The organism is Mobiluncus curtisii ATCC 43063 (assembly GCF_000196535.1).
In the GTDB taxonomy this organism is placed as follows: domain Bacteria; phylum Actinomycetota; class Actinomycetes; order Actinomycetales; family Actinomycetaceae; genus Mobiluncus; species Mobiluncus curtisii.
The window spans coordinates 406,878-420,953 of the sequence record NC_014246.1; the positions used below are offsets into that span (position 1 = coordinate 406,878).

Sequence of the window (14,076 nt, forward strand, 5' to 3'; positions counted from 1 at the left end):
TGTTTCTTGTAATTCCAAAAGTCCCTCGGTGCTGACTTGCAACCGGAACTTACGGTTAGCGACTGCCCGGCGACTACCAGCGGTAGTGGGCAAAGGCGCGGTTAGCTTCAGCCATCTTGTGAACGTCCTCACGGCGCTTCACCGCGGCACCCAAGCCGTTGGAGGCATCCAAGATTTCGTTCATGAGACGTTCAGTCATGGTCTTTTCGCGACGCTGACGGGAGAAATCCACCAACCAACGCAGCGCCAGAGTGGTCGCACGAGAAGCTTTAACTTCCACCGGAACCTGGTACGTCGCCCCACCGACACGACGGGAACGGACCTCCAGATGCGGACGGATGTTTTCCATCGCGCGCTTAAGCACCACGATGGGGTCCTGCTCGGTCTTGTGAGCCACGCCTTGCAGCGCACCGTAGACGATGTTCTGAGCCACAGACTTTTTCCCGTCCAGCAGGACGCGATTGACGAGCTGAGTGACCAGCGGAGAGTTGTACACCGGGTCAGCAATGAGTGGGCGCTTAGGCGCCGGTCCTTTACGAGGCATTCTTACTTCTTCTCCTTCTTCGCACCGTACTTGGAGCGACCCTGTTTGCGGTCGCGCACACCCTGAGTGTCGAGAGCGCCACGCACGATGTGGTAGCGCACACCGGGGAGGTCCTTCACACGACCACCGCGCACCAGCACGATGGAGTGTTCCTGAAGGTTGTGACCAACGCCGGGAATGTAGGCGCTGACCTCGATGCCGGAAGAAAGACGCACACGTGCGACCTTACGCAGAGCCGAATTCGGCTTCTTCGGGGTGGTGGTGTACACACGAGTGCACACACCACGACGCTGCGGAGAGCCTGCCAAGGCCGGGGTCTTGGACTTCGTGCGCTTGCTGGTACGTCCTTGGTGGACAAGTTGTTCAATAGTAGGCACAGTAACTCCGTTTCTTGAATATGTTTGGAATCTAAGGCTTTATAGCCGCCCCGCGGACATAGCTGTACCGTCCGGGGGCCGGTCCGCCTTCCTTTGGGTCCTTGATTCAAGAACGGCATTTCAGGTTGCGTCCGGAGCTCGAACGGAGCGAGCCCGCTGTTCGCACGAGTTTCTTCGCACGACTCTGGGTGGCTAAAAACAGACACCAAAGAGAAATCTTACCAAAACAGCTTGACTGCAACAAAACCAGTCAACACGCGGGCAAAATCTGGCTGCACTAAAATGAACCCATGAGCGACAACCAGCCAAAACCCGAACTTCCCGAACCTTTAGAACCCGGCGCGAAGAGTCCCCTTCTGGCTGCAAGCGCCGCCACGGAACGCCTCACCGGAGAAAAAGGCGTATGGATGCAGGCAACTTTATTGCCCCTGGCTCTGATTGGGGTCTACTTGCTGGTCACGGGTTTAACACTGCATATCTACCGCGCTGGTACACACGCCGGCAGCTCTCCTCGGGAAGTCTTTGACACCCCCGTAGCCCTGGGGATTTGCGGTCTGATTCTGTGTGTTGCAGAGATTGCTGTCTATCGTTTTTTGGTTGGTCAACTAGCGAAACGTCCCGTGTCAGAGCTGGCTGCCAAGTTTGCCCTGCCCGAAACCCTAGCGGGAATCGCCGTAGGGGCAGGGCTGGTGAGTCTCCCGATGCTGCTGCTGTGGGTCAGCGGGCACTGGCAGTTGGTAAAGGTCAGTGTCGAACCCGGCGTGGGACTGGGCATAGCTATGGGTCTAGTGTCCTGCGTGTGGGAGGAACTGCTGTTCCGCGGGGTGATGGTGCGCCTGTTTGATCGGGCGTGGGGACCGGTGTGGGCGCTGGTCATGTCCACCGTGGTGTTCGGTGGACTCCACCTGATGAATCCCGGCATGACGGGAATGGGCGTAGTTGCCTTAGCGCTCAGTGGTGGACCGCTACTGGGGGCCGCCTACCTGTGGAAACGACGCTTATGGTTCCCCATCGGACTGCACTTTGGATGGAACGCGGTGCAGGGGTCTTTTTGGGGATCAGTCGTATCAGGCACCGGGGAACAACGTGGTCTGTTGCAAGGCACTTTTGTCGGTCCCGAGTGGATTACCGGCGGCAGTGTCGGAATGGAGGGGTCTTTCTTAACCGCCATCGTTTGCTTGGTCGCGACAACGCTAATCGTGCTGCGAATGCGCCGTCACCCTGCAGACTCCGCCGGGACACCGTCACACAATCAAACTACCCCGTCAGTCCAACCGGAAGCCTAAGCTCCACACTTATGTGGCAACCCCGCTAAACCCCTAACTGTGTGACGAGATACGCTCCAGAGCAGAGTTCTCGACGACCTGTTCCAGACTGTCATGGATGATTTGGGCACGCCCCGGTCCCACGCCTTCGATTTCCATCAGCTCCTCGGTGGAAACCTCCAGCAGCTCGGACAAAGTCCCCCAGCGGCGAGTGATCGCCTCGACAATATGAGCAGGGAGACGTGGAATCCGCGCCAGCATCCGCAAACCGCGGGCACTCAAAGGAATCTCTAAGATCTCTGAACCCATCCCGTTCACTCCGATGATGCGGGCGACCAGGCTCAAATCCAACAATTCTGCATCATCCAGTTCGCCCAGACGATTGACAATCTTTTCCTCTGAGTATTCATCGGGCATGTAGTCACGAATCAATAGGGAACGGTTCACTGCAAAGCCACGCATCAGTTCAGCTTGCTGCATTTTCAGCAAACGACCGTGCTCACCTAGCTGAATGAGCATATCGGAGACTTCATGCCCGACTCGGCGTACCATTTCTTGACGCTGCACCACCAGTGCCACGTCACGGGCGGTGACCATGTCGTCGATTTCCATGGTGGTCAGCGAGTCTGAAACTTCGTTCAATCGAATCCGGTACTTTTCCAAGGTATCAATCGCCAGAGAGGCGCGGGTCAGCAGGGTCTCCGGGTCTTCCAGCACATAGCGCTTATTGCCCAGATATAGCGAAATTGCCCGCAGAGAATGCGATACAGCAATGACCGGGTTGCCGCTCTGCACCGCGACACGATGCGCGGTGCGGTGGCGCATTCCGGATTCTGTGGTGGGGATGGAGGGGTCAGGGAGCAGTTGGACGTTAGCCCGACGAATCCGCCATTTGTTCGGATCGATGATGACAGCACCGTCCATTTTGCACAGTTCCCGCAGCCGGGTAGCCGAGAAATCAATATCGAACTCAAAACCGTCTGAACAGATTCGCTTGATGTGGTCTTCATAGCCCAGAACTACCAGGGCGCCAGCATGTGCCCGGATGACTCGATCCAGACCGTCGCGCAGCTCGGTACCAGGAGCCAGCATGGTGATTACTTCCCGGAATCTCTGCGCATCGTTCATAATCTCATCCTACTGTTTTCGTGGTGTTTTCGTGACTGGTTTCCGGCGCGCTTTCCGGCGCTGAGCTGGGAGCAGGGGGTGGATCTTGGATGGCAAAGACCGTTTCTGTCCCGGTAACGGCTCCGTTCCACACCGCATTGAGGCGGTATGTACCGGCAGCTGCCGCGTCGCTAGCGGGCGAGCAATCTGCATTTTGCATCTTACCGTCCCATTTCAGGGTCTGTTTCCAGGTCATGCCGCGATCCAGTAACAGTTGCTTGCGGGGGGCATCGGCAGGCTGGCAACTGGTCGAATTAAAGACGATTTGGTTGCCAGAAATAATCTGCATCCCCACTTTAGTGGGGTCGATCACCACGGTACAGGCAGTTTTACCGGTATTGTGCACGACCATTTCGGCTTGATCTCCAGCTCCGACGGTAAGCACCGCGCTGGGATGGGTCAGGGTGATTCCCAAGGATTTGTCCGCGCAGGGTTGTGGCGCGGGAAAAGTGCGTTCTTCCATCCGCATTTGATAAGCCTTAGCCTCTGCGGCCTGCGTCGCTTGCCACCGGGTAAATGCGGCAGCGACTTCACGAATCGCAACCACCATTCCCACTATTGCCAGAATGACAATCGCCAGGGCAATCAAACGATTGCGCTGAATTTGGGCTTTAGTGTACTTCGGAGGACGCGATGTCCCGCGTTTTTTTGCTTTTTTAGCGGCGGCCTGCGCTGGTGTCTGACGTGTTGGGACAGTTCCTGAGTTTCTGCCGTTTCGGGACACCGTTGTGCGCGGTTGTCGCGCTGTGCGATTCTCATCTGTCCCGGTGCCAGTCATGCTCCTAAGTTACGGCTTAGAGACGCAAAACCCGAAAGTCCACGCCGTTAGTTGTTAGAATTTTGTCAAAACAAAGGAGTTTTCATGAGCGCGTCAACAAGGCACGAGTCCTCCGTCAGGGGTACCCGCCACAAGATTGTTACCCCCCACCAACTCGCCATCACCGGTATCGGCTCCCTGCTGACTTTTGCCTGGTATGCCTCCCCTGATTTTTTCACGGAGAAGAAACCACGAGCATGGGTACGATTAGGCATTATTCCCGCCCTAACGGCTTTGACCGCTTTGGTAGCACGGGATACTGTCACCGCGGTACGAGACGACATCGCATCGGAGAGCCCCGATCAAGAGGCCTGGGAAATGACCAGCGACAATGTGAAATTTGATCCGAAAAATCTGGATTGGCGCGTACTGATGCTTCTGGGAGCTTTCGGGACGGTCTTGCTGGGATGCAGTATTTGGTTTGAATTCTGGTTGTTCCGCCGGGGTGAGCGCCGCCGTCTGTCCGGGGTGAAATTGGCTCATACTCGCCAAGCTATCCCCATCTCCTTGCTGTTTGCAGCGGGCTATCTGATTGACGACGCACAAACGAACTGATTCCCAGCGCCGGTTCGAGAAACCTCTGCCCCGGAATCTCAAGCAGCTTCCGGAGTTGCCCCAGGCGAGGACTGAGATTTCGGATCCTTCGGGTCAATGGTGCAGATTTTTTCTACTACCAGCCCCGTGATGGTCATCAGTACCGCACCAATGACCGCCACTATCTTTTTCCATAACATATCCGCTAAGGCATCATTTCCCAGGTTTACCAGTATGAAAAGAGTCTGCGCCCCAAAATAGCCCAAGAATATGGCACCAGTGTGCGACAGAGCGAGAGACAACGCCGCCACCCGAGCAGCCCCCACCGCACTCATCCATGTCGACTGGCGCTTCTTGAGGCGCTGCACCTGCGCTGCCAACCACGCGCTCAAGAGAGAAATAATCAGGACCACTAAGCCAAACTCCACCCCATCACGCGGCAGCGAGGCGCCTTGGTTGTACAGGAAGTTCAGCAACGTGGCGCTTAGAGCTCCCACCACCACTGTCAGGAGCACCAGGACGACGGGTCTCGTGTGACTCATCAGTGCCGCCGTCTCCTGACCCGTTTCCACTCCGGTACCGGAACCGCGGGCGATGCGGAGGAAAGAGAACTCGCGGCAGGAGCGACTGATTGTTGACGGATAATGTCGATTTCAGTGTCATTGTCGACCACGCGAGGCCGGGCTTCAGTCTGGGGCAAGGCGGCTTGCCAAGACGGCAGACCGAAACTGTCACGGTCCCTGACCGGAGAATCGCTCCGCGGAGAAACTTCGGGAGTACCCGAAGAACCAGCAGCAGAAAGGTTTGACGCCGGTTTTGCCGATTCCGTATCTAGATTGGTTTCCAGCCAGTCTGCCCACAAGTTCACGATACCGTCGACGTCTTGTGCCCACGCTGCGAGTTTGGCGACAGTGCGACCTTCCAAAGTTGCCTGCGGGTCCAGCTGCGACCAAGGCACCAGGACAAACGCCCGCGTGGCGGCTCGCGGGTGGGGCAAGACCAAACGAGAATCTGCCGAAACGACCCCTTCCACGTCAATCACGTCAACATCCAAAGTGCGTGCTGCCCAATGATAAGGGCGTTCTCTCCCGTGGCTATCCTCAAGATGATGCGCTAGCTTTAACAGCTCTACGGCAGACAACCGCGACCATACTCGCACCACTGCGTTGTAATAATCCGGTTGCGGGGCAGCACCGGGTTGCAACACCGGACGAGTCCGTGCCAGGGGTGAGACTTCCACGCGCTCAAACTCTGGGGCAGACTGCAAGGCTGCCACGACCTCTCGCAGGGTTGCCAGCGGATTGCCCAAGTTCGCACCCAAAGCTAAAACTGCGGGGCGAATCTGATCCGGACGCTGGGTCAGATTGACCGGAAAATCAGCCTGGTGTGCTTCAAAATCTGACCGAGTCCGCAAAATACGTATCGCCACATCTTCAAATTGCACGTTGAGACACGCGTGTGGCTTATGCAAGGTGACTTGGACTGCTGCAATGCGCGAGTCCTCCAATACAGACAAGGCGATGTGCGTAGCCAGACGTTCAATCAGAGCGGCACTTTTCCCCTCAATGACCGCGACAATCTTTTCTGCCACGACCGAGTAGTCAACGGTGTCGGCGACGTCATCCGAGCTGGCAGCCCTACGGGAATCAAACCACAAGGTGAGGTCGACTGAAAAATCCTGCGGAGCGTGATGCTCAGATTCCAAAACTCCATGGATACCCCGCGCGAAAATTCCGCGCAAGGTAATGGAATCGAGCCCGTCTAATGAGTCAAGCACGTCAACCTGACGTCCACGGATTTCCTGGGGAAAATCCGAATTGGAAGCATTATGCAAAGTCATTTTCAAAACTGCCTCTCAACAAGAATGGCGGTGGGCGTCCAGGCGAGCTGCCGCCTGGACAGCTACTGCCACCGGGGCAACGTTGTGTACCCGCACTGCCCAAACCTTGTGCAGCGCACAAAACATAGAAACTGCCGCGGTGGCATCGTCACGGGCATGCCGGTCACTCGCGACTGTTTCCAAGTCAGCCAAATATCGTTTCCGCGATGGTCCGAGAAGCACCGGGTAGCCCCGATGTAAAAACACCTCGAGGTTAGCCAGGACTTCCCAATCCTGTTCGCCAACTTTGGAAAACCCCAGACCGGGATCAATGATGACTCGCCGCATATCAATATCGCTGTGGCGCATTAGCTCCAGGCGCGACTCCACCTCGCGCCAGGTTTCCGCAGCAACATTGTCATAAACTGCCAACTGGTTAGCTACCTCAGGACTGCCCCGCCAATGCTGGCAAATGTAGCTCAGCTGCGGGTAACGTGACTGCAACGTGGCAATGGTGGCAAACATGGTGTCATCCACGATGCCACCCGAAACATCGTTAATGATGCTGGCTCCCGCCGCCGCGGCCGCCTGGGCAGTTTCCGCATGCAGAGTATCCACGGAAACAGTCACCCCCGCTTCTGACAGTTTCGAAATCACCGGCAGGACACGGGCGATTTCTTCTTCAACCTCCACCGGTTTGCGACCGGGCGCGGTGGATTCACCCCCCACATCAATCAGGTCAGCTCCCTGTGCCACCATTTCCAAACCATGCGCTACTGCCTGGCTTGAATCAAACCATTTTCCCCCATCAGAAAAGGAATTCGGGGTTACGTTCAAAATCCCCATTACCAACGTGCGTGGCGGGCACAGATAGTCTGGCAGAGACGATACCGATGGCTCAGGATGTGTATCCATGGGAACGGTCATCACCGATTACTCCTTAGTTTTGTAATTTAAAACAGCTTCGGGAAATCCCGAACCAATAATCCACAGTGCGCTAGTCTGCGGACAAAATCAGACTCATCGCCTCAGCCCGCGTCGTGCTGGATTGTTCCATCACCCCGCGAACCGCGGATGTCGTGGTGCGCGCTCCCGGCTTTTTCACTCCGCGAATTGTCATGCACATGTGTTCAGCCTGCAGCACCACAATGACTCCCTGCGGCTGCAGCACATCCCATAACGCATCGGCAATCTGTTGAGTCAGACGTTCTTGCACCTGCAACCGATGGGCGTAACCGTCTACCAGCCGTGCCAACTTGGACAACCCAGTAACTCGTTTCCCCTGCGGAATATAACCCACATGCGCCAGACCAACGAACGGCAACAGGTGATGTTCACACATGGAGTTAAAGGGTATGTCTTTGACCAAGACCAGGTCATTATGCTCCACCGGGAACATTCGCTCTAAATGCTTTTTAGGATCCTCTCGGTATCCCTGCAGCATCTCCGCAAAAGAGCGAGCCATCCGCTCCGGCGTGTCGCGTAAACCCTCCCGGTCGGGGTCCTCTCCTACTGCTACCAACAAATCCCGTACAGCCTGGGTCACCCCATCAGGGTTGTAGCTCGCGTTCATTGTTTTTCTTCCTCACTGGGTGATGTCGGCAAAGGTTCCCCACTCTTTTCGACCGAGGGCAGCGGGTCGGTGTCATCAAGAATACGCACTTCTTGTTCATTCCTCACGGGAGGAACCGGCAGACCCAAATCAGCCGGGGTCGTGGTGTTTGGTTCCGAGGCTGTCGGGCTATCTGCAGTGTTCACTTCTCCCTGCTCAAAAGGCACGGTCCCCCCGATACCGGAATCCGCCAGGGGACGGTCGGCACCGTCCAAAGCGAAGCCTTCTCCGGACTCGTCGTTGGCTTTGGCGTTACGAATCCTCACAGCTTCTGGAATTTCAATGGGTCCCCGGTCATTAGCAGTCAATCCTTCGTAAGACTGCCAGACTTTACGACGCGGTGCCTTCTTAACATCTTTAAAGATGACGTCCAGGGCTTTTTCGTCCAGAGTTTCTTCCTCCAGCAACCGGCGTGCCAGCGTATCCAAAATGTCACGGTTTTCAGTAATGATGGACCAGGCTTCTCGCGTGGCAGCTTCCATCAAATCCTGTACTTCCGCGTCGATAGCATGGGCAGTGGAATCGGAATACTCTTGCGCTTTACCGTAATCCATGCCCACAAAAGGTTCGTCGTGAGAGCTGCCGTAACGAACCGCTCCCAGACCAGCCGACAAGCCCCAGCGGGTCACCATCTTGCGGGCGATAGCGGTGGCATTTTCAATGTCGTTAGACGCCCCGGTAGAGGGATCTTGGAACACGATTTCCTCCACGACTCGCCCGCCCATAGCGTAAACCAGTTGGTCCAACAGCTGATTACGGGTCTCGGAATAGCGATCCTCGGTGGGCATGACCATGGTGTAGCCCAAGGCGTGTCCGCGCGGCAGAATCGTCACTTTCGTCACGGGGTCGGAATAATTGGAGGCCGCGGCGCACAAGGCGTGACCACCCTCGTGATAAGCAGTGACCAGTTTGTCGTGGTCGTTCATGATTCGAGAATGCTTCTGAGGTCCGGCAATGACCCGGTCTACCGCTTCATCAAGATCCTGAGCTGTGATGGTTTCCCGACTGTGACGTGCCGCCAGTAAAGCCGCTTCGTTCAACACGTTGGCCAAATCCGCGCCGGTAAAACCGGGGGAACGTTTAGCCAGTGATTTCATGTCCGTCTCGGGGTCCAAGGGCTTGTTCTTGGCGTGAACCGCCAAAATCGCTTCGCGACCCTTTAGATCTGGCGCTTCAACTGCCACTTGACGGTCAAAACGACCGGGTCGCAGCAACGCCGGATCGAGCACGTCAGCGCGGTTTGTGGCGGCAATCATGATGACATTGGTGCGTTCATCAAATCCGTCCATCTCTACCAGCAGTTGGTTCAAGGTCTGTTCACGTTCATCGTGACCCCCGCCCAAACCGGTACCGCGGTGACGCCCTACCGCATCGATTTCGTCTACAAAAATGATGGCTGGAGCTGCTGCCCGTGCTTGCTCGAACAAATCTCGCACTCGCGAGGCACCCATCCCCACAAACATCTCGACGAATTCTGAACCGCTCATAGAAAAGAACGGCACCCCGGCTTCGCCCGCAACAGCTCGCGCCAACAGGGTTTTACCGGTACCGGGAGGACCATAGAGCAGCACTCCCTTGGGAATTTTCGCCCCGAGCTTGTGAAACTTTTCCGGCTCCGCCAGGAACTCTTTGATTTCTTGCAATTCCTCTACAGCTTCATTGACCCCCGCCACATCGGCAAAAGTCACTTTCGTTTTGTCTTCTTTGTTGAACGTTCGAGGCTTGGCTCGACCCATTCCGAGAGGACCCATCCCCCCGCCCATGCGCGAAACAAACCAGAAAAATACCACAAAGAGGATAATCATCGGCACCATCAAAGTGAGCATGGACTCCCACCAGGAGGACACCGGATAGATAGAATCGAAGCCCTTCTTTGGTTTCGCGTCAGCGACCGCGTTCGCAACAGTTTCTGCTTGGGGGCGAACATAAGAAAAAGAGACTTTTTTGCCCGCGTCAGCATTCGGTTTCAACCCGAAAGGACCGTCTTTCGGCAGGTAAACCCGCGGACGTTGGTAGGACTTGGTCAACTCCATACTGACGGTTTGGGTTCCATCGTTAATCACGACTTTCTCGACGGTGTTACCCCGCAGCAGCGTCAGCCCTTCGCCGGTGGTGATGCGCTTGGGACCGCCTTGGGCAGAAAAAACCATGAAAGCCACAATGATGGCAATGACTACAAAGACCGCGATGCCGCCGGAGATTTGTTTTTTCTTTTGAGTTTTATTTGTCTTGTCCATGTTCACTTTTCCGTTATCCGGTACTACCCCTTAAGCCTACCAAACAGCTCAAAAATGGTTACATTACCGCAGTTTTATACCAGTCAAAGGGGAAGCACCTGAAAGTTGCTATCGCGTCTGGTTCTTGACTCGCAGACGCGATAGAAATCGGCGCAAAAGGAGAACTTACTTTCTTAAAAAACAAAAGAAATACGCGTAAATATACCCAATCCCCCTGAACCGAGAGACTCTGGACTGCTCTACAGCCCCGACCCGCGCCACTCCGGGAGCAGACACGAAGCACGGCGATCTGAATTACCGTAAATCCTGACTACGCGGTTCCCCAAAGTATCCGCAACGTTACTTTTCGTAAACGTGAGGCGCTAGCAGCCCGATGAACGGCAAGTTGCGATAGTGCTCGGCATAATCCAGACCGTATCCAACCACGAATTCATTGGGAATATCGAAGCCGACGTAGCGCGGGTTAACCACCGCTTTGGCAGCATCGGGTTTACGCAGTAACGTCGCGATATTCAACGAGGCACACCCGCGAGTGCGCAGGTTTGCCTCCAACCAAGACAGAGTGAGACCGGAATCAATAATGTCCTCGACAATCAGGACGTGGCGGTCTTTGATGTCTGTGTCCAAATCTTTCAAAATCCGTACCACTCCGGAAGATTTCGTCCCGGAGCCATAGGAAGACACTGCCATCCAGTCCATCTGAATGGGCGAGTGCAGTTTCCGCGCTAAGTCTGCCATCACCATGACCGCCCCACGCAGCACGCCCACCAGCAGGAGTTCGTGACCCTCGTAGTCTTTGTCAATGACCGCCGCCATTTGAGTGAGCCTGTTTTGTATTTGTTCCTCGGTCAATAAGACCCGTTCCATGTCTGCGCCCATGTCTGCAGCGTCCATCACATGCCTCCCTCAAATCGCAGGTCCATTCTAAAAGTGTTCCACTGGACTGTGTCCATTTTAGACCTTCCCTCCGCAATGCCTAAATGCGTCAGAATTTGGCTCACTCTGGTTGCTGTTTTGAGTCGGAGCGATTCTGGCTGGCACTAAATTCCAGGAAGTTTCCCCGCCGGGTCACCGTAATTCCAGGCAGGGTCAGCGGGCCTTGTCCATGCCAGTCACGAATCAGGTCCACTACGCCACGCAGGTGGGCTGCAGTGAGGGAATCCGCCCTCGCCCCCGCTAACAGGCTCGCTCGGCGTACCACCCGGCGCAGAACCGGGGCGGAATAGCGGATTAGGTCGCGGTATTTGTACCCCTCAATGACTGTGAGTTCAAGTTTCACACTGTCCCCCGGTTCCCAATCGCCGGGCTCATCGCTGAGCACTTCCCAAAAGACCTCTCCCGCGAGCATTCCCAGTATGGTGTCGTCCGCGGCGGCCTGACCGGCCAGACGTGCCAGTGCGGGAGCGGGGTCTTGTCCGAGCGCGGCCGCGAGCGCGGGCATGACCTGCTCGCGGATAGCAGCACGAGGTAACGGCTGGCCGGCGGCAGTTTTCACGGGACCTTCCATTCGGTTGCTCGGATCGTTGACAGCCACGAGCCCGGCCTGTTCACAAGCGGCTTGGGTGAGTTCCCGCCGGATTCCCAGCAACGGACGCGCTAGGCTCAAATCCACCGCGGCAACAGCACCGGAATCTGCCTCTCTCCAGGCAAAACGTAAGGGCAGACCGGTTTTGCAATCCAGGGTCTCAAATTCTCTCATGGCCGCAATAGAACGTAACGAAGATCCCCGCGCCAAACGTAACAAGACGGTTTCTGCCTGGTCATCCAGCGTATGTCCGGTGAGAATAACCGCGTGGTCCTTCCCCTGGGCTTTGGCCTCGGCGACGGCGGCGCGTGCCAACAATCCCCAGCGCAACAGGCGCGCCTCTCCCTCTGGTCCGTTTGCGCCCCCGCCGCTTTCGCCCCGCAACACCATCGCCGAAGAAAACCCCAGCTCACGGGCACACTGGACGGCAGCTTGTGATTCTGCGGCGGATTCAGGTCGCCAGCCGTGATCTACCGTGAAGCAACTCACGTCCCACGGATGCGGGTGATGCAGGGCGACGCGAACCAGCGCCGCCGCTAAACTCAGCGAATCAGGACCACCCGAAAGCGCCAGGCACAGCAGAGTATCGTCAGGGGAACCTAGTGATTGCAGCACCCGGCGCACCGCGAGCTGGATTTCCCCCAAAGCTCCCCCGGCATCGCGCTCCCACAGGCGTGTTTCGGCACCCTCAGGGCTAACAAATGGGGGCAGAGAACTCATGGGGCGCACTCTACTATATTAGAGGCGCGCCACGAAAGGCATAATCCTGTTTTGATTATAGATGTTGAAAGTGCCCACGGAGCTACCTGGCTTGGGCGCCATCAGGATGGTATTGCCACCAGAGTAAATCGCTACGTGGTAGACCCCGCTACCGGTCCCGTTATTGGACCAGAACACCAAATCTCCCGGCTGTTTCTGGCTGAAGGGCACATTGGCGTAGGCGTTGTATTGGGCTGCCGCGGAACGTTGCACGCCTTTACCCAGTTCTCTCATTCCCGCATAGACCAGTCCAGAGCAGTCATAACCATTCGGTCCGGTTCCACCCCAAACGTAAGGGAGACCAGTCTTGGTTTTGGCCCATTCCAACAGGGCAGGTCCGTATCCTCCGCTGGCAGCCCGGCTGGGAGGGCTCACGACCCGCGGAGCCGGAGCGGCTGCAGGAGACGGTGGCGCTGGCTGCGGAGGAGCCGCAACAGGTGGTGGTGCCGGATTTGAAGGTTGCGTTGCCGGAGCTGCCGGAGCTGCCGCGCGCTGCCGCGCCTGGCGGTCAGCTTCCGCTTTCGCTGCCTGTTCACGGGCTTTTTGCTCGGCCGCTTGTTGAGCTGCTCGGGCAGCAGCTTGCTGAGCTGCCAAGGCTTCTTGTTCTTGACGTTTGCGCTGCGCCGCGACCGCTAAGGCAGCTTGGCGTTCCTGCTCGACTTTTTCCTGACGGGCTTTTTCTTCCGCGATCGTCACGTCGCGTTCCCGCGCGAGCTCCACGATGATTTTTTCCCGTTGGGTTTCCAGTTTCTTGAGGTCATCCAGAGCATCTTGGGCCTGGTTACGGGCAGTTTTCTCGGTAGTAGCCAAGCTAACAGCGGCATCTTTCTTGGCTTTGGCAGCGCGATCGGCCTTGTCACGCAAGACCTCGGCGACATTTTGCAACGCCATCAATCCCTGAGTTTGGCTGTCCGCCTGATTGCCTAGAGCGTCAGTGGCAGCTTCTTTCAAAGCGGCTTTACGGAAGGCATCTGATTCAGTAATCGCTGCAAAATCCGACAATCCATTGCCGTTTTGGCGATACATCGCCACGGCAAGACGACCCAATTTCGCTTTCGCTGCGTCGGCGTCTCGTTTTGCCGCCTGGGCTTTTTTCGCGCTTTCGCTTGCCTCGGAAGTAGCAGCATTCAGCGCATCCGTAGCCTCGGCGAAATCCTCTGCCGTTTGGGCATAGTGTAACTGGGCTGCATCGACTTTCACACGGTTGCGGGCGATAGCGCTTTCCAGTTGGGCGATACGGTCAGATTTGGCGCTGGGGGCTCCCACCGCCAGGGGAATTGTTCCCATCCCCAGAGTCATAGCCGCAGCTACACTCACTACCGCCAAGCGACGCCGCCATGGTCCAAAATGGTCTGCGTTACTCAAAGTCTGCCTCCCTTAACAGCTTCTTTAACCCTAGCCACATCCATCGGCAGTTTAC

General features: G+C 56.5%; 14 protein-coding genes. 2 read left to right on the forward strand and 12 right to left on the reverse strand.

All coding sequences use genetic code 11. From position 1 onward, the window contains the following. Nucleotides 1-73: 73 nt before the first annotated feature. Both rpsG and rpsL read right to left on the reverse strand, forming a co-directional pair. Nucleotides 74-544 (reverse strand): 30S ribosomal protein S7, encoded by a 471-nt coding sequence (rpsG, locus tag HMPREF0573_RS01735; protein ID WP_004008362.1) that lies wholly within the window; start codon nucleotides 542-544, stop codon nucleotides 74-76. A 2-nt stretch (nucleotides 545-546) separates the two neighbouring features. Further along, nucleotides 547-921 (reverse strand): 30S ribosomal protein S12, encoded by a 375-nt coding sequence (gene rpsL / locus HMPREF0573_RS01740; protein ID WP_004008363.1) that lies wholly within the window; start codon nucleotides 919-921, stop codon nucleotides 547-549. Between the two features lie 290 nt (nucleotides 922-1,211). Here rpsL and HMPREF0573_RS01745 point away from each other — a divergent pair, with 290 nt between their 5' ends. Next, on the forward strand, nucleotides 1,212-2,207 hold the full coding sequence (locus HMPREF0573_RS01745) for a CPBP family intramembrane glutamic endopeptidase (RefSeq protein ID WP_004008364.1): 996 nt from the start codon (nucleotides 1,212-1,214) through the stop codon (nucleotides 2,205-2,207). Nucleotides 2,208-2,240: 33 nt separating this feature from the next. Here HMPREF0573_RS01745 and disA read toward each other — a convergent pair whose 3' ends face one another. Then, nucleotides 2,241-3,314, reverse strand: a complete 1,074-nt coding sequence (gene disA, locus HMPREF0573_RS01750) for a DNA integrity scanning diadenylate cyclase DisA (RefSeq protein ID WP_004008365.1) — start codon at nucleotides 3,312-3,314, stop codon at nucleotides 2,241-2,243. Between the two features lie 4 nt (nucleotides 3,315-3,318). Next, nucleotides 3,319-4,131: a hypothetical protein gene (locus tag HMPREF0573_RS01755; protein ID WP_236589528.1), complete on the reverse strand. Its 813-nt coding sequence runs from the start codon at nucleotides 4,129-4,131 to the stop codon at nucleotides 3,319-3,321. A gap of 84 nt (nucleotides 4,132-4,215) precedes the next feature. On the opposite strand from HMPREF0573_RS01755, the gene HMPREF0573_RS01760 reads away from it, so the two are divergent. Further along, nucleotides 4,216-4,725 carry a hypothetical protein gene (locus HMPREF0573_RS01760; protein ID WP_004010064.1) on the forward strand — a complete coding sequence of 170 codons (510 nt, stop codon included), beginning with the start codon at nucleotides 4,216-4,218 and terminating at the stop codon, nucleotides 4,723-4,725. Between the two features lie 38 nt (nucleotides 4,726-4,763). Here the strand turns inward: HMPREF0573_RS01760 and HMPREF0573_RS01765 are convergent, their stop codons facing one another. The 8 genes from HMPREF0573_RS01765 to HMPREF0573_RS01800 form a co-directional block, all read right to left on the reverse strand. After that, entirely contained in the window at nucleotides 4,764-5,246 is a 483-nt protein-coding gene (locus HMPREF0573_RS01765) for a DUF3180 domain-containing protein (protein WP_004008368.1), read from the reverse strand. After that, on the reverse strand, nucleotides 5,246-6,544 hold the full coding sequence (gene folK, locus HMPREF0573_RS01770; protein WP_013188721.1) for a 2-amino-4-hydroxy-6-hydroxymethyldihydropteridine diphosphokinase: 1,299 nt from the start codon (nucleotides 6,542-6,544) through the stop codon (nucleotides 5,246-5,248). Before folK ends, HMPREF0573_RS01765 begins: the two co-directional genes overlap by 1 nt. Nucleotides 6,545-6,559: 15 nt before the next feature. Then, on the reverse strand, nucleotides 6,560-7,450 hold the full coding sequence (folP, locus tag HMPREF0573_RS01775) for a dihydropteroate synthase (protein WP_004008370.1): 891 nt from the start codon (nucleotides 7,448-7,450) through the stop codon (nucleotides 6,560-6,562). A gap of 70 nt (nucleotides 7,451-7,520) precedes the next feature. Next, nucleotides 7,521-8,096 carry a GTP cyclohydrolase I FolE gene (gene folE, locus HMPREF0573_RS01780; protein ID WP_004008371.1) on the reverse strand — a complete coding sequence of 192 codons (576 nt, stop codon included), beginning with the start codon at nucleotides 8,094-8,096 and terminating at the stop codon, nucleotides 7,521-7,523. Next, nucleotides 8,093-10,372 (reverse strand): ATP-dependent zinc metalloprotease FtsH, encoded by a 2,280-nt coding sequence (gene ftsH, locus HMPREF0573_RS01785; RefSeq protein ID WP_004008372.1) that lies wholly within the window; start codon nucleotides 10,370-10,372, stop codon nucleotides 8,093-8,095. Before ftsH ends, folE begins: the two co-directional genes overlap by 4 nt. Before the next feature lie 339 nt (nucleotides 10,373-10,711). Then, entirely contained in the window at nucleotides 10,712-11,266 is a 555-nt protein-coding gene (gene hpt / locus HMPREF0573_RS01790) for a hypoxanthine phosphoribosyltransferase (protein WP_013188723.1), read from the reverse strand. 103 nt (nucleotides 11,267-11,369) lie between these two features. Beyond that, nucleotides 11,370-12,617, reverse strand: a complete 1,248-nt coding sequence (gene tilS, locus HMPREF0573_RS01795) for a tRNA lysidine(34) synthetase TilS (protein ID WP_013188724.1) — start codon at nucleotides 12,615-12,617, stop codon at nucleotides 11,370-11,372. Between the two features lie 18 nt (nucleotides 12,618-12,635). Beyond that, entirely contained in the window at nucleotides 12,636-14,021 is a 1,386-nt protein-coding gene (locus tag HMPREF0573_RS01800; protein ID WP_236589526.1) for a C40 family peptidase, read from the reverse strand. Between the last annotated feature and the right edge of the window lie 55 nt (nucleotides 14,022-14,076).